The 13,874-nt window shown below is 64.5% G+C and carries 15 protein-coding genes, 5 tRNA genes and 2 pseudogenes; 13 read left to right on the top strand and 9 right to left on the bottom strand.

Annotation, left to right across the window (positions count from 1 at the left end; translation table 11 throughout):
• Positions 1–588: 588 nt before the first annotated feature.
• Together AB0I15_RS38935 and AB0I15_RS38930 are read right to left on the bottom strand one after the other, a co-directional pair.
• Positions 589–664 (bottom strand) — tRNA-Lys (locus tag AB0I15_RS38935).
• Between the two features lie 49 nt (positions 665–713).
• Positions 714–1,868 (bottom strand): acyl-CoA dehydrogenase family protein, encoded by a 1,155-nt coding sequence (locus tag AB0I15_RS38930; protein ID WP_358107311.1) that lies wholly within the window; start codon positions 1,866–1,868, stop codon positions 714–716.
• 103 nt (positions 1,869–1,971) lie between these two features.
• Between AB0I15_RS38930 and AB0I15_RS38925 the strand changes: the two genes are divergently transcribed.
• Positions 1,972–2,259 carry a PspC domain-containing protein gene (locus AB0I15_RS38925; RefSeq protein WP_358107309.1) on the top strand — a complete coding sequence of 96 codons (288 nt, stop codon included), beginning with the start codon at positions 1,972–1,974 and terminating at the stop codon, positions 2,257–2,259.
• Here the strand turns inward: AB0I15_RS38925 and AB0I15_RS38920 are convergent, their stop codons facing one another.
• Together AB0I15_RS38920 and AB0I15_RS38915 are read right to left on the bottom strand one after the other, a co-directional pair.
• Positions 2,260–3,540 (bottom strand): MFS transporter, encoded by a 1,281-nt coding sequence (locus AB0I15_RS38920; protein ID WP_358107306.1) that lies wholly within the window; start codon positions 3,538–3,540, stop codon positions 2,260–2,262. It abuts the gene before it with no gap.
• A 101-nt stretch (positions 3,541–3,641) separates the two neighbouring features.
• On the bottom strand, positions 3,642–3,983 hold the full coding sequence (locus tag AB0I15_RS38915) for a metallopeptidase family protein (RefSeq protein WP_358107303.1): 342 nt from the start codon (positions 3,981–3,983) through the stop codon (positions 3,642–3,644).
• A gap of 42 nt (positions 3,984–4,025) precedes the next feature.
• Here AB0I15_RS38915 and AB0I15_RS38910 point away from each other — a divergent pair, with 42 nt between their 5' ends.
• The 8 genes from AB0I15_RS38910 (at position 4,026) to AB0I15_RS38875 (ending at position 8,930) form a co-directional block, all read left to right on the top strand.
• Positions 4,026–5,585 carry a metallophosphoesterase gene (locus AB0I15_RS38910; protein ID WP_358107301.1) on the top strand — a complete coding sequence of 520 codons (1,560 nt, stop codon included), beginning with the start codon at positions 4,026–4,028 and terminating at the stop codon, positions 5,583–5,585.
• Positions 5,586–5,658, top strand: a tRNA-Glu gene (locus tag AB0I15_RS38905).
• Between the two features lie 99 nt (positions 5,659–5,757).
• Positions 5,758–5,832 (top strand) — tRNA-Asp (locus AB0I15_RS38900).
• A 5-nt stretch (positions 5,833–5,837) separates the two neighbouring features.
• Positions 5,838–5,914, top strand: a tRNA-Phe gene (locus AB0I15_RS38895).
• A gap of 156 nt (positions 5,915–6,070) precedes the next feature.
• A complete protein-coding gene (locus AB0I15_RS38890) occupies positions 6,071–6,706 on the top strand; it encodes a hypothetical protein (protein WP_358107298.1) in 636 nt (211 codons plus the stop codon).
• A gap of 606 nt (positions 6,707–7,312) precedes the next feature.
• Positions 7,313–7,534 carry a hypothetical protein gene (locus tag AB0I15_RS38885; protein WP_358107295.1) on the top strand — a complete coding sequence of 74 codons (222 nt, stop codon included), beginning with the start codon at positions 7,313–7,315 and terminating at the stop codon, positions 7,532–7,534.
• 445 nt (positions 7,535–7,979) lie between these two features.
• Positions 7,980–8,777, top strand: a complete 798-nt coding sequence (locus AB0I15_RS38880; protein ID WP_358107292.1) for a hypothetical protein — start codon at positions 7,980–7,982, stop codon at positions 8,775–8,777.
• A gap of 82 nt (positions 8,778–8,859) precedes the next feature.
• Positions 8,860–8,930, top strand: a tRNA-Phe gene (locus AB0I15_RS38875).
• Positions 8,931–9,718: 788 nt separating this feature from the next.
• Here the strand turns inward: AB0I15_RS38875 and AB0I15_RS38870 are convergent.
• Both AB0I15_RS38870 and AB0I15_RS38865 read right to left on the bottom strand, forming a co-directional pair.
• Positions 9,719–10,261, bottom strand: coding sequence for a hypothetical protein (locus tag AB0I15_RS38870; protein WP_219532519.1), 543 nt, complete (start codon positions 10,259–10,261; stop codon positions 9,719–9,721).
• A gap of 451 nt (positions 10,262–10,712) precedes the next feature.
• Positions 10,713–10,825 (bottom strand): annotated as a pseudogene (locus AB0I15_RS38865) (IS5/IS1182 family transposase); the annotation flags it as partial.
• Between the two features lie 32 nt (positions 10,826–10,857).
• Between AB0I15_RS38865 and AB0I15_RS38860 the strand changes: the two are divergent.
• From AB0I15_RS38860 to AB0I15_RS38850, 3 genes are all read left to right on the top strand, one after another.
• Positions 10,858–11,184, top strand: coding sequence for a hypothetical protein (locus AB0I15_RS38860; protein WP_358107289.1), 327 nt, complete (start codon positions 10,858–10,860; stop codon positions 11,182–11,184).
• A gap of 406 nt (positions 11,185–11,590) precedes the next feature.
• Positions 11,591–11,884: a type II toxin-antitoxin system prevent-host-death family antitoxin gene (locus AB0I15_RS38855; protein ID WP_358107286.1), complete on the top strand. Its 294-nt coding sequence runs from the start codon at positions 11,591–11,593 to the stop codon at positions 11,882–11,884.
• The gene (locus AB0I15_RS38850) at positions 11,881–12,141 is read left to right on the top strand and encodes a Txe/YoeB family addiction module toxin (RefSeq protein ID WP_358107283.1); all 261 of its coding nucleotides are present in this window, start codon (positions 11,881–11,883) and stop codon (positions 12,139–12,141) included. Before AB0I15_RS38855 ends, AB0I15_RS38850 begins: the two co-directional genes overlap by 4 nt.
• A gap of 414 nt (positions 12,142–12,555) precedes the next feature.
• Here AB0I15_RS38850 and AB0I15_RS38845 read toward each other — a convergent pair whose 3' ends face one another.
• Positions 12,556–12,921, bottom strand: coding sequence for a TetR family transcriptional regulator C-terminal domain-containing protein (locus AB0I15_RS38845; protein WP_358107403.1), 366 nt, complete (start codon positions 12,919–12,921; stop codon positions 12,556–12,558).
• Between the two features lie 81 nt (positions 12,922–13,002).
• Positions 13,003–13,056, bottom strand: a pseudogene (locus AB0I15_RS38840) (hypothetical protein); the annotation flags it as partial.
• Between AB0I15_RS38840 and AB0I15_RS38835 the strand changes: the two are divergent.
• Complete coding sequence (locus AB0I15_RS38835) at positions 13,039–13,344, top strand: SDR family oxidoreductase (protein ID WP_358107400.1); 306 nt, start codon at positions 13,039–13,041, stop codon at positions 13,342–13,344. The pseudogene AB0I15_RS38840 and the gene AB0I15_RS38835 overlap by 18 nt on opposite strands.
• Positions 13,345–13,432: 88 nt before the next feature.
• Here AB0I15_RS38835 and AB0I15_RS38830 read toward each other — a convergent pair whose 3' ends face one another.
• Positions 13,433–13,807: a hypothetical protein gene (locus AB0I15_RS38830; protein WP_358107280.1), complete on the bottom strand. Its 375-nt coding sequence runs from the start codon at positions 13,805–13,807 to the stop codon at positions 13,433–13,435.
• Between the last annotated feature and the right edge of the window lie 67 nt (positions 13,808–13,874).

Here is a 13,874-nt window from a genome sequence, read left to right as displayed (position 1 = left end):
ATCGGCTCGGTCTCCTGCCCCCTGCTCGATAGATGGTCTGCACGCCCCGTCAGCGTGCAGACCACTTCGCGCATCCGTGCACACGACTTCGAAAAGTGACAAACGATTCAAATGATCTTGGTCTTCTCTTGAGTTTCGGGACCGTTTTAGAGTCATCCAGGTCTTTTGAGCAGTGCTCAAACGACCCAGCTCAAGATCTACAGACGTGCCGAGGGTTGCAGGTCGCGAATGGATCCTGGATCTTATTCAAGCTATGGAAGATGGATGGTCGCCGCATCGACCGCGCGTAGACGCGGCCGAAGGCGGCTTGACCAGTGCTTGGACGGGTCTGCGGTCAAGCCGGGCGTGTCCCGCCCACCAACCCTTCAGCCATGGTCTTCTGTTGGGTGTCGTTCGGGCCTGGCTTTATGGTCCGGTCTCAGGCGGTCGGTATCCGGCAGCACAAATCGGCTCATTTCGACCTTGCTGTCGGCCCGCCGATGTGCCGGACGCGTGCCGAAGAGCATGTAACGAGCATGAACTCGTCCGTCTTCGTCTCACAGAAGACGGACGATAATCGAGAAAGTGCAGGTCAGGTGGGGTATGGAGTGGTAGGGCGCCCGGGGCTCGAACCCGGAACCTACGGATTAAAAGTCCGCAGCTCTGCCAATTGAGCTAACGCCCCTCGCACCAGCAAGGGTACAGAGATTACCGCGCTGTCCGCGACGCCTCCATCACCGATAGGCCGCCAGCCCGGTCAGCGCCTCCCCCAGCACCAGTGTGTGGACCTCTTGGGTCCCCTCGTACGTCAGCACACTCTCAAGATTGTTCATGTGCCTGATCACAGGGTACTCCAGCGTGATCCCATTCCCGCCCAGGATGCTCCGGGCCTGCCGGGCGATGTCCAACGCCGCCCGTACGTTCGCCATCTTCCCGAAGCTGATCTGCCGTGGCTCCAGCCGCCCGGCGTCCTTCAGTTCGCCCAGATGCAGCGCGGTGAGCCCGGCCTGAGCGGTGCCCACGTACATCCAGGCGAGCTTCTCCTGCGTGAGCTGGAAGGCGCCGATCGGTTTGTCGAACTGGACGCGGGTCTTCGCGTATTCGACGGCCGACTCCAGGCACGCCCGCGCGGCCCCCACGACGCCCCAGATGATGCCGAAGCGGGCCTCCGACAGGCACGACAGCGGGCCCTTCAGGCCGCTCACCCCGGGGAGGACGGCCGAGGCGGGGAGGCGGACGTCGTCGAAATAGAGGGAGGAGGTGACCGAGGCCCTCAGGGACAGCTTCTTGTGGATCTCAGGGGCGGAGAAGCCGGGGGCGGAGGTGGGGACGACGAAGCCGCGGATGCCGTCGTCGGTCTGGGCCCAGACCACGGCCACGTCCGCGATGGAGCCGTTGGTGATCCACATCTTGGAGCCGTTCAGGATCCAGTCGGATCCGTCTTTCTTGGCGTACGTCCGCATGCCGGCCGGGTCGGAGCCGTGGTCCGGCTCGGTCAGGCCGAAGCAGCCGATCGCCTCGCCGGCCGCCATCCGGGGCAGCCACTCCTCTTTCTGCTCGTCGGAGCCGTACCGCCAGATCGGGAACATGGCCAGCGACCCCTGCACGGACACGAACGAGCGCAACCCCGAGTCGCCCGCCTCCAGCTCACGGCAGGCCACCCCGTACGACACCGCGTCCGTGCCGGCGCAGCCGTACCCCTTCAGATGCATCCCCAGCAGACCGAGAGAGCCCAGCTCGGGCGCCAGTTCGCGCGCGGGGAAGACGGCCTCCTCGAACCAGTCGCCCACGTGCGGCAGGACGCGGTCGGCGACGAAGGACCTGACCGTGTCGCGGATCAGGCGCTGATCCGCGTCGAGCCGGTCGTCCAGGCGCAGCAGGTCGTCCATCGCGGGAGCCTCTCCGTCGAGCCGAGTCACATAGGGGACTACCAGGGTTCTACCAGGGGTAATCCTGATGTGCGAACATCCGCCATCCGGGCAGTCTTGAGGCATGAGCGAATACAACGTCAAGAAGCTGCGTCGGACTCACAAGGGCAGGATCGTCGCGGGCGTCTGCTCGGGCATCGGCGAGTACGTCGGGATCGACGCCAACATGGTACGCATCGCGCTCGCCATCGCGACCCTCTTCGGCGGGCTCGGCGTCGGCGTCTACGCGATCGGCTGGCTGCTCATGCCCGACGAGGAGCACGACACCTCGATCGTCCAGGACCTGATCAGCAAGCAGCAGGCCAAGAGCGAGCACACCGACTGGAGTGGCGAGCAGAAGCCGCAGGCGTGATCATGCGGCGGCCTCGGCGCGCACCCGGGCGGTCTTGTCGCCCCGAGACTCGGTCCAGATCATGGCCAGCACCGCCGCGCTGGTCAGCCCGGTGACCCCCGCCAGCGCGACCACCGGCTCGGGGCCGAGTCTCTCCGCCGCGAACCCGCCCACCAAGATCCCGATCCCCTGTACGGCCATCAGCCCCGACTGCACGAGCCCGAACGCCTGGGCGCGGCGTTCGGCCGGTACGGCCTGGACGAAGGCGGCATTGGCCGCGAGCTGGTACGCCCCGCCGATCCCCGACAGGACCCACGCCGCGAGCACCACGGCCAACGGCGGCCGCATCGCGGTCACGACCAGGGGAGCGCAGCTCAGCATGGCCATCCACCCCATGAGCCGCAGCCGCCGCGGCGGCGAGACGAACCTGCTGAACAGGAACGCCCCCACCACCGTCCCGGTCGGCATCGCCGCCATCAGCAGCCCGGTGATCACGGGAACCGGCAGCGTGCCCGTGTAGAGCGTGGCCGCGTACGGCACGGCGATGCCCTCCGGCAGGATGTAGAACCCGCACAGCCAGGCGAAGAGCACCAGCGTGCGCAGCTTCCGCGAGCCGAACACCAGCCGGGCGCCGCCCACGGTCATCGTCCACATGGACGGTTTGGCGCCGTCGAGGTTCGCGGCGGGGCGGCGGCGCACGCCCGAGACCAGGATCAGCGCCGAGCCCAGGAACGTCGCGGCGTCGAGGGCCAGCGCGCGGTACGGGCCCATGGTCGCGATCAGCGCTCCGCCGGCCGCGAAACCGATCATCTGCACGGCCTGGTTCGTCATGTTCTGCAGGGCCGAGCCGATCACGTACGCGTCGCCTTCGAGCACCTCCGGCAGCAGCGCGGCCCGCGCGGCCGAGAACGGCGCGCTGAGCAGCACCACGAGGAACACCAGCGCGCACAGCACCGGGAACGGCATGCCCGGGATCGCCATCGCGCCCACCAGCACGGCCCTGATGAGGTCGCAGGTCAGCATGACGCCCCTGCGCGCGAACCGGTCCGCCAGCCCCGCCAGCAGCGGGCCGCCGACGATCGACGGAAGATAGGTCAGCGCGTAGACCGCCGCCGTGGCCAGCGGCGACCGCGTGCGGTCGTAGACGAGGACGGCCAGCGCCACCTGGGCGAGCTGGTCGCCCAGGAGCGAGAGGCCCTGGCCGTACCAGAGGGCCCGGAACTCCCGGATGGCGATGACTTCGCGGTAGGTGATCTGTCGTGCTCCGGCACGGCGATGCCGTCCCGCCGGCCGTCGCGCCATTGGACTCCGCTGTACCTGACTCAGGGTGCTCGGTATGTCACCTAAGGTGCCCGACCAGCACCGTAGCCCGCAACCGAAAGCGGCCAACCAAAAGCAAAGGGTTACCAGCCCAGCTCATGGAGCCTGGCGTCGTCGATGCCGAAGTGGTGCCCGACCTCGTGGACGACCGTGATGCGTACCTCGTCGATCACGTCGTCTTCGGTATCGCAAATCTGGCATATCGGATTGCGGTAGATCTCGATGCGGTCGGGCAAGACTGCGGAGTACCAGTCGCCGCGTTCGGTGAGGGGGACACCGGTGTACAGGCCGAGCAGGTGGGGCTCCGGCGGATCATCGACGACCGTGACGACGACATTGCTCATGGCACGCGTGAGGTCTGGAGGAATCGTGTCCAATGCCTCGGCCACGAGTTCCTCGAACTTCTCTCGCGAAACCTCGATCACACTTGCCATTGTGCCCCGTCATTCGGGTAGGCAAGAAGCTGTATGAAGTTCGTCCACAGGTCAAAGGCAGTCATCCGATCGCGCGGTGCCCGGATCGCGGCGGTGCTCATCGTGGCCGCGGTGGGCTCCTGGCTGGGCATTTTCCTCAGCGGGACCGTACGCGCTCAGGTGGGTCCGGTGGAGACCGGAATGTCGCTCCGCCCCGCCTGGAACGGCGAAACGGTCGTGGACGCCAGCCCGCTCGGCACGCTCACCTTCCGCACCCATGACGCGCCCCTCAGGCTGCGCATCACGCTCGAGAACATCGACCAGGAACGTGCCAAAGCGTTCTTCGAGGACCCGCGCCTGGCCGACCGTCTCCCCGACGTGATCGAGAGCGACCTCCTCGACGGCGTGCGCGCGCTCGTCATCCGCTCGTTGCTCTGTGCCGGGGCGGGAGCCCTGATCGCCGTCCTGATGGTCTTCAGGCGCCCGAGAGTGGCTCTGCTGGGCCTTCTGGCGGCCTCTGTGGCCCTCGCGGGCACGGGAGCCCTCGCCGCCCTCACCTTCCGCCCCAGTTCGCTCGTCGAGCCCCGCTACTCGGGCCTGATCGCCGCCGCGCCGTCGCTCGTCGGCAGCGCGGAGTCGATCGTCACCAAATTCGAGTCGTACCGCTCCCAGCTCACCAAACTGGTCACGAACGTCTCGAAGCTCTACGAAACGGTCTCGACCCTGCCCCTGTACGACGCCGACCCCAAATCCATCCGGGTCCTGCACATCTCCGACATCCACATCAACCCGATCGCCTGGAACGTCATCCGCTCCCTCAAGGACCAGTTCGCGGTCGACGTGATCGTCGACACGGGCGACATTTCCGACCACGGCACCAAGGCGGAGAACAAGTTCGTCGACGAGATCGCGACCCTCAAGGTCCCGTACGTGTACGTACGCGGCAACCATGACTCCATGGCCACCCAGAAGGCGGTCGAGAGACAGAAGAACGCCATCGTCCTGGACAACAAGGCGCAGTCGGTGGCCGGCCTGAACATCTACGGCCTCGGCGACCCCCGCTTCACCCCGGACAAGTCGGTCGCCGTCGACTCGAACCCGGAGACACTCGGCCAGTACGCCCGTAACCACCTGGCTCAGGTGGGCAAACCGGACCTGATCGCCGTACACGACCCTGACATCGGCCGCGGCTTCTCAGGCGCGACGCCCATGATCCTCGCAGGTCACACCCACGAACGTAAGACGACCATGCTCCCGACGGGCACCCGCATGCTCATCCAGGGCTCGACGGGCGGAGCCGGCCTGCGCGCCCTCGAACACGCCCAGCCGACCCCCGTACAGGCGTCCGTCCTCTACTTCGACAAGGAGACCAAGCGCCTGCGGGCCTGGGACGACATCACGCTCGGCGGGTTGGGGGAGCAGTCGGTGTACATCCAGCGTCACGTGGAGCCCGACCCACAACGTATGATTTCCCCGGAGCCAACGAACGCCCCGTCTCCAACGGGATCGATCACCGGCACCAGGTCACCGTCCGCCGGTCCGCCGCTTTGGCATCAAGGGCAATCGTCCCCTATGCTTCAGAGGTCCCCGACGGAAGGCGACAGGGAAACCTAAGCCCCCATCGTCTAGCGGCCTAGGACACCGCCCTTTCAAGGCGGCGGCACGGGTTCGAATCCCGTTGGGGGCACCGCGAGCGCCTAGCGCACCCGCAAAACGGCCGGTCGAAGACCACCGAAGAGCTGGTAAGCTAAGCGAGCGCAAACAGAACGAAAGCGCAACACAGCAAGGTCCTGTAGAGCAGTTTGGAGTGCTCGCCACCCTGTCAAGGTGGAGGTCGCGGGTTCAAGTCCCGTCAGGACCGCTCTGGGTCAGGTAGCTCAGTTGGTACGAGCGTCCGCCTGAAAAGCGGAAGGTCGGCAGTTCGACCCTGCCCCTGACCACCAGCATTGAACAGCCAGAATGCCCCGAACGGATCATCGCTCGGGGCTTTTTGATCTCCGCTGACAGCAACAGTGACAGCAACGTCGCGATGACATCTCGGCCACTGTGGCGCTGACGATCATTGACCGGCTGAAGATGCGTGACTAGCTTCCGAACCTGTGACGCCTCAGTGGATCGGTGTGATCGGGACTGCTCTTGGCGCGGCGATCGGAAGCCTGGTGGCGATCGGGTCCATCTTCTTGAGAGCTCGTCAGGAAGTAGCTGCCGAAGAGCGCCAGCACAAGAGGGAGCGAGCCCTTAGGGCCCGTGATCGCACTTGGGACATCACCGTTCAGGGGCTGGACGCGCGGCGACAGACTTATGCCACCTTGTTACGGCGATCTGGAGCGTACGGTCGGCGACTCGAAGTGATCACCACTCAGGCCCTGATCGCGGCTGACGAGGTTCCACATCTTCTGAAGGAAGGCCTCGACACAGCCAGGGCAGAGCTTGAAGATCTTGTCTTCGAGGTTGACGTTCATGCTCAGCACCCCCTGGTTGGAGATGGGCTGCGGCAACTCCTACAAGGGGGCCAAGCGGTTCAGGACGCCCTCGAAGCAGGAGACTGGGACAAGGCCAAGGAGTCGATGTCTCTTGTAGGAACCTTGACGACGAAGCTACGGGATAGATGCCGTTGGGATCTTGGGTTGTACGCACCTGATCCGTACGAGGACTCGAACAGCGTGCCGGAATCGATCTCCGCTGAGAAGAAGGCGGTCAGAGCAGAACAATGCGCCCCAGCCGAAACGAGCTGAGGCGCAATGAGAAGGGGCAGATCAGCCGAGAGCATCACTGAGCTTGCCTAGGGCGGTCCGCTTGTCGTCGAGCGAGACGTGAGCGTAGATCGTCATGGTTACATCGATGCCGCGGCGGCGCGCGTGCCGCAAGCGGCACACCGTAAGCAGAAACGGCGCCCTGGGCGACTTGGAGCACTACCCCCCACTCCGATCCATCGATCTCCCAGCACAAGGCACAGGGCCTTCAGCGGCCACCCGCACAGCCCACGCGTCAGCGACGTCAAAGAGGGTGGAGAACACTCGCAGCCACGCCCCGAGGAGCAGAAGACCGCACGGCGAGACGGACGGTTCCGGGGGTCACCGAATTGTTTCGGAGCCAGATCCATGGGGACCCCTCCAAGATCGCAAAAGGGGGCGGAGGGGGAAGATCGCGGGCAGGGGCGCTGCCCCTCCCCATTAACTTGATCATTGTAATACCCCCTTTTACGATCTTGCCCCATGGATCCAGCACCACCGCAACAATTCGTCAACCCCCTTTGAAGGCGCTCCTTGCGCAGCGACACGAGGACAACAACCGATCAAGGGGATGGCCAAACAGCCCACGAACACGGCAAACTCGACGCCATGACCCAGCACGGCATCGACTACAGCAGGCTCAAGGTCACATCCCGGCAGCAGATTGCCAACCTGCGCGGCCGCCGCGCCCATGAACGCGAATGGCGCCAGGTGCGTAAGCTTGCCCACCTCTACCGGCGGGTGCGGTTCGCCGCGATCCTGATCGGCGTAACCGTCACGGTCGTCGTGGCGCTCCTACGCGGGTGGGACATTCTGCCGCCCCTGCCGTAAGCGAAGGACCCAGGCGCTACGGAATACCTCCGGAACGATCACATCAGTATCATGCAATCTCTACCTTGTTTCCGCAGGTCATCTCCATAGCGAACATCGAGTCGCAAACACTCTCCTAAAGCGAGTGTGGGTTCTCCGTTGATCGTCCGGCATGTCCTTTAGGCACACGAACGCGAGGAGCGCACGCGGCTGCTCCCAGTCCCCGCACGCCGCGGAGTTGCGCGGCCAACGCGAGTGTCGCTCATCGAAGACTTTAGGTCCCCGCCGTATCACTCGGTCTGAGATGATCAGTCAGCATCGACGCCCTCGGCATGGTTACGTAGCGTCCCGACCTAAGCGAAATTCGGTGAAGAACCGGGTCTCCGTAAGGGATACTCGCCCTATGGGAGAACTTCGCCCCGAGGAGATCTGGGCCGCGGCATGTATCCGGACCGCACTGCCTGGCATGGACGTGCGTCAGCACGACGACGGCTCGAAGCCGGGGATGCACGACCTTGATCTGGTCTCCGAGGGAGATGTTCTTCAGGGAGCCGTGGAAGTCAGCGCGGCGGCGGACGGAGGGTTTATCGAGCTCTGGAACCTTGTGAATGGTCAAGGTCGGCGTATCTACCCCGATCTTGACGGAGGGTGGATGCTTGAACTCCGGCCGGCGACGCGGGTTAAGCCACTTCTCCAGGCGCTTCCCGCGCTTCTCGCCAGGTGGGAGCGGCGCGGAATCCGTGAGGTCTCTCAGCGTGGCGGCTTTGGCCCAGCATCTATGCAGGCATCGCAACTGGGCATCGTTAGGGCGCATCAAGGTGGGACGGACTTCCCCGGAAGCGTCTACTTCACAATTGACCTACCGCTCGACAAAGCGGGCGGGTTCGTCGCCGACACCGGGGACGCCTTGGCGCTTTGGCTGGGAGATTGGCTGCGAGAGCCTCGGCAGGCGGACGTGCTTAAAAAGCTGGCCGCGTCTTCCGCTCCGCGTCGTCATGCGTTCATCCTCTTCCCGGGCTTCACGACCGCTCCCTTCGAGGTAGCCGACTTGTTGATGCGGCAGTCCGCGCCGCTTCCGACGGTTGCACCGAACCTGCCCACAGAGGTAACAGACGTGTGGGCCGTGAGCACTTGGGACTCTGGCGACGGGTTCCGGTGGTCTGAGACAGACGGATGGATGCGCTTCGCGAAGTCTTCCGAGATCGACTCGCAAGAGATCGTTACTGCAAATCACAAGACCGACATATCGACATGCGCCGAGTGACGAACAGGGTGACAACCATCACGCACACGCCTGCACAAGCGTGGACTGCCATGGACGCTCTGTCCCAGGTCAGGGCGAGATTAGCCCAGGTTCCAGCGCCGCCATCATTGCCTGAAAAGCGGAAGGTCGGCAGTTCGACCCTGCCCCTGACCACCTTTTTTGAACAGCACGAATGCCCCGAACGGATCACCGTTCGGGGCTTTTGATCTCTGGTGACAGCAACGTCACCAGTCTTCTTCAGCCAGCTCCCAGCAGGTCGCCGGACCCGGGCGTCTCGGCGAGCAGGTGGTACAGCTGCTTGCCCGCGATGAGCCTTTGATGTGGGTTGACGGCGACGGCCAGGTGCTCCCTCGGGAGCGCCCCGACTGCCTCGCTCGGGTAGCGGAAGAAGCGCCGAGTGATCCGCGCCCGTCGCAGGCACCTTCGGCGGTGGCGGCGTTCGTCCCGATCAGCCGTCTTGCGGCCCCTGAAACGAGGCGAACCCCGCCGCCTGCTCATCGGACAAGAACTCGACCGGCACCGTGAACCTCCATGGGGTCTACGACAAGACCCTCGAAGTTCCCGGAAGCGATCATGGACGGTCAAACCGATGCTTACCACGACAAACGCTTAGCGCACGATCCGGTTCCCATGTTCCTCAGACACCGAACCGTGCACGCCGTGCTCTCGCTCGACGGCTTCCTGTCCTCACTCGAGATTCAAGGCCCTGGATGACGCGTTGCGCCCGTACCCCTCCGGCTGAACCGTCCCCGGGCCCTCCCACCACCCCGAGGCGGTAGTCGCGGGTCGAGGGCCTGATCGCTGGTAACGGCGGTCAGGCCCTCGATCGTTCGGCCGTCATGTGACCGTCCCTGGGGGCGCCGACGGATTCAGGGTTTCGTGGGCGCGGCGTCAGCAGGGCCGGGTGACGGCGGTGGATGGACGTACCTCTGCTCGCGGGATCAGCAGGAGAGGGTGTAAGTCGCGGACCCGCCGCTCATCACGAGGGGTGAGTTCGCGTAGCCGGCCTTCGTGAATCGCGCGGCCCCCAGAGACTGGTAGGTGGCGCTTCCTCCCGGGCACGCGACGGATCTGGAGTTCCCCACTTGCGAGACGTTACTCCCCGTCGTGATCTCCCAGGGTAGTCCGGTGCCGTTGACGACGAAAGTCATGGCGAGGTCGATCGTGTCGACGAGGGCGTCGCACTGCGCGGAGGCGGTGGCGACCACCTGGGCGCCGACCACGGTCGGGTTGGAGATGCCCCCACTGCAGGTGATGATGGCCGCCGGAGCCTGCCCGCTCGTCGGCACCGCGGCGGCCGTCCGGACGAGAGTCACGGTGTACGAGCGCTTGTAGCCCTTCCAGGGGGTGTTCTGGTTCTCGGTGGCGAACGGCGTGGACGGGGTACGGTCCGCGTCGGCCGGGCTGGTGGTGAAAGCGGCGATCAGGGCGCAGTTCATGGCCACCAGGGCGGCCAAGCGCATGGCGCGCGTTCGGAAATGCATTGTGATCCCTTCGCGTGAGTGGTTTCCTTTGCCGGACTGTTTCTGAATGGGATCCAGTCAGGAGCGCGCGGTCGATCGAGCAGGCCGGGATGTGCGCGAGTAAGCGACTTCAAGAGTCGCTGCTCTATTTACTCCTGACCTCGTGCACAGTCGCAAGAAACGGTTTATGACGAAGCCTGAAAGGGTGTCTTCAAATCCGGCTGCTGGGGTCAAGGATAACTCAGAAATGCCCTGGGAAGAATGCGCTGTACCTGGCTTGTTCCGGCCAGATCGAACGGTTACGAAAGGAGCAGCTCATCAGGGTTGACCACTAGTTTGGCGCAGTGCTGAGATTGGTGCAGGCCAGGGCCGGATTCATTGATCTCAGACCATAACCTGTGATGTGGAAATTCCGTATCATCGGAGTAAGCTGTTCTCCGTAACTGAAGATCACGTTATGTGATGGCGACATGGTCCGGTCATGCTCGTGATGACGCAGGACGAGCGCTGCCTGGAGGATTTTCCGATGCGCCAGGGATCGAGGGTGACCCGGCGCAGAGCTTTGAAGGTGACTGTGAGCAGAGCACGCTGCCGCAAATGAGTCAACCTTCGAACCGGTGTTAGATGACTTGCGAAAAAAGCCCATCGACTCTGGTTGGCGTCATGGAAGCGACTACGCTCTTCCGCGCCCAAAAGATCTCAGTAGTGAGCAATACGAAGAGCAGATCCTCACGCAGATCCAGGGCTGTGAAGAGACGCTTTGTGACCTGTGGAGGGCCGGCGCCGCGACGTCGCCGAAGTTCTTGGCGCAGGTGCTTCTGCCGGAAGTGGTGGTCGATGCCGTGCGCAAGGAGCTTCGACGCCAGACGAACTACACCGCCGACTTTGCCGAGGTTCACGGCGCTTTGCGTGACGAGGTGTTACGTGCGGAGATTTTGTCCTAACCGCAGGTGCCTCGAATGAGCGTCCCGAATGGCTTGGCCTGTTCGGGCCGCTCCATCGTCTGTCGGATGTTCAGGCGACAGCAGCGCTGACAGCAACGTCCCCGCACGTAGACCCCACCTCGGCCACCGTCCACCACCCTCTGACCATGGTCTCCGCTGCCCGGCCAGGATGATTGGTCCGCCTGAAAAGCGGAAGGTCGGCAGTTCGACCCTGCCCCTGACCGCAAGCATTGAACACCAAGAACGCCCTGAACGGATTACCGTTCGGGGCTTTTTGATCTCCACTGACGGCAACGTCATTCACCTTCTCGGCGGAAGCGCGGAGCTTTCGTCGTAGGAAGCTGCAGCTCGCACCTTGATGCAGCAAGCAGGTTGATCTTCATGCGCACCTGTGTACCGACCCGTTATGTACATCATCATGTACACTGATGGCGTGAAGGTGATGACCATGTCCGAATCGCGGGCCAACTACGCCGCCACCCTCGACGCCGTCATCGACGACCAGGAAGAAGTCCTCATCACCCGCCCCGGTGGAGAGGGCGTCGTCATGGTGTCGCAGCGCGAATACGAATCGATGCGCGAGACGCTCTACCTGATGGCATCGCCCGCCAACCGCAGGCGGCTGTCAGAGGCGGTCGCCCGTCTGGAGGCAGGCGACGGCACCGTCCGCGAACTGGCCGACGAGGACACCACTTCGTGAAGATCGTCTTCGACGAACTTGCCTGGGATGACTACTGCTACTGGCAGCGAGAAGATCGACGCATCCTCGGAAGGATCAACCAGCTGATCGCCGACATAGCCCGAAACGAGAACGAGGGCATCGGCAAACCGGAGCCGCTGAAATACGAATGGTCCGGCTACTGGTCTCGGCGCATAACCTCAGAACACCGGCTCGTCTACCGCGTCAACGACGACACCATCATGATCGCCGCCTCTCGCTATCACTACGAGAAGTAGCGTCCGTCCGGCCGGTAAACCTCAGCATCCCACCTCGTTTTGAAGAGCAAGTGGAGGGCTTTGCGCTGTCTGCGGCTCCTCTAGCGCAAGTTGTCTGCCACTCACCGGCTGTGGCCAGGGCGATCGACGCCGGGGCTCGACGAAGGGCCCGGCACGGGTGACCTTGGTCGAGGTGACAGCAGCACTGACGGCAACGTCCCACACGCCCGCGCATCCGCGCCACCGTACACGCGCGTCTGACCACAGACATTGGACGGGAAGAATGCCCTGAACGGATTACCGTTCGGGGCTTTTTGATGTTCAATGACGGCAATGTCTCCCAATGAGCCGTCTTCCTGGCGCCGGCCTCATTTCCGCGGCCGAACGTGTGCGACGAGAGCGATCTCGCCGCCGTCGGGCGGCCCTCCAGAGGTTCTACGCTGCGGGGAGGCAGGGATTTGTGGCGAATGAGCGGATGTAGGCCAGCGTGGCGTTCATTGACGCCTCGAGGGGCTGCACGTTGAGCATGGTCTGGGAGAGCAAGGTGCCGCCTTGCAGCGCGGACAGCAGTGCGTAGGCGAGTTCGTCGAGGTCCGCGTCGGCTCGAAGTTCTTCGCGCTCGCGCATGGCCCGCAGCCCGTTGAGGATCAGGTCCTTCCAGCGCAGGAAGCCGTTGGCGAGGTCGGTACGGGACTCCTCGTCGGTGGTGCTCAGTTCGCCGGCCAGTGAGCCGAGGTCGCACCCGCCGCGGCAGCCGTTCTCCTGCTGCCGTTCGATCGCCGCGTCGGCCCAGGCGCGCAGGGCTTCGAAGCTGTCCAGGGCCGCGATCCGCGGCTGGCCGGGCTGGAGGAGCGAGTCGGCCTGCCGGGTGATGACCGCCCTGATGAGGGCCTGCTTGCTGTCGAAGTAGTGGTAGAGCTGCGAGCCGCTGACCCCGGCCGTCGCGCGTACGCCCTACTTTCTGGACAGAACAACCCAGAAAATGAGGCAGGCATCGGTGTCCGGATCAACGGGGTTTCGCCGGGGCCGGTCCGCACCGCGGGCACCAGGGCCATGCTCGGTGAGAACGTCGACGCGCTGGGACGGGCCAATCTCCGCGACCGGATCGGAGAGCCCGAGGAGATCGCCTCGGTCGTCCAGTTCCTCATCGAGGCCGGGAGCAGCTACATCAACGGCACCGTCGTCGTCGCCAACGGCGGCGAGCCCAGCTCGTTGCCGGAGTAGCGGGTACGACGACCCGCCGGCAGCATGTGCGCCGTCCTCGGTATGCCCAGGCGTCTCGTCCGTGGGCGCGCGGAGAGGCGGGTCTGCCTCAGAAGGTGCGTTTGTCCTCGATGTGGACGACCGTCAGATCGTGCCCGTCCTGGCTGCGCTTGCTGCGGCCGAAGAGGCCGACCCTGAGATCGTCGTGGTCGTCCAGCTCGCTCGGGTCGACGTAGGTGAGGATGTCGGGGTGGTGGCCGGTCACGGCCCAGCCGGGTGCGTCGTCCAGGTTGATGATGTCGAAGTCTCCGGCCGGCGTGCCGGCGTGGACGGGACCGTATTCGCGCAGGAGGGCGGTCGCCTGCTGGGCGAGATCCTCGGCCGGCTCCATCAAGATCACACAGGTTCCCTGGGCGAACAGCACCCAGGACTTGGCGGGGTCGAGCAGGCGGCGCCAGGTCTCGATCGTGGCCGTTTCGGTCATGCCGGGCAGCGTAGAGGACGACACCGACAAGCCCGCTGTGCCGGCGCGCGCCGGCCGATGGGGATGG

It is taken from the genome of Nonomuraea sp. NPDC050643 (assembly GCF_040654715.1).
Lineage (GTDB): Bacteria > Actinomycetota > Actinomycetes > Streptosporangiales > Streptosporangiaceae > Nonomuraea.
This window is presented reverse-complemented; position numbering and strand designations above follow the sequence as displayed.

Excerpts from the sequence above, each read along its gene's own strand:
- AB0I15_RS38930 (WP_358107311.1), bottom strand. The coding sequence starts at position 1,868 with ATGGACGACCTGCTGCGCCTGGACGACCGGCTCGACGCGGATCAGCGC.
- AB0I15_RS38870 (WP_219532519.1), bottom strand. The coding sequence starts at position 10,261 with ATGCATTTCCGAACGCGCGCCATGCGCTTGGCCGCCCTGGTGGCCATG.
- AB0I15_RS38830 (WP_358107280.1), bottom strand. The coding sequence starts at position 13,807 with ATGACCGAAACGGCCACGATCGAGACCTGGCGCCGCCTGCTCGACCCC.
- AB0I15_RS38910 (WP_358107301.1), top strand. The coding sequence starts at position 4,026 with ATGAAGTTCGTCCACAGGTCAAAGGCAGTCATCCGATCGCGCGGTGCC.
- AB0I15_RS38880 (WP_358107292.1), top strand. The coding sequence starts at position 7,980 with ATGGACGTGCGTCAGCACGACGACGGCTCGAAGCCGGGGATGCACGAC.
- AB0I15_RS38920 (WP_358107306.1), bottom strand. The coding sequence starts at position 3,540 with ATGGCGCGACGGCCGGCGGGACGGCATCGCCGTGCCGGAGCACGACAG.
- AB0I15_RS38925 (WP_358107309.1), top strand. The coding sequence starts at position 1,972 with ATGAGCGAATACAACGTCAAGAAGCTGCGTCGGACTCACAAGGGCAGG.
- AB0I15_RS38885 (WP_358107295.1), top strand. The coding sequence starts at position 7,313 with ATGACCCAGCACGGCATCGACTACAGCAGGCTCAAGGTCACATCCCGG.
- AB0I15_RS38855 (WP_358107286.1), top strand. The coding sequence starts at position 11,591 with ATGTACATCATCATGTACACTGATGGCGTGAAGGTGATGACCATGTCC.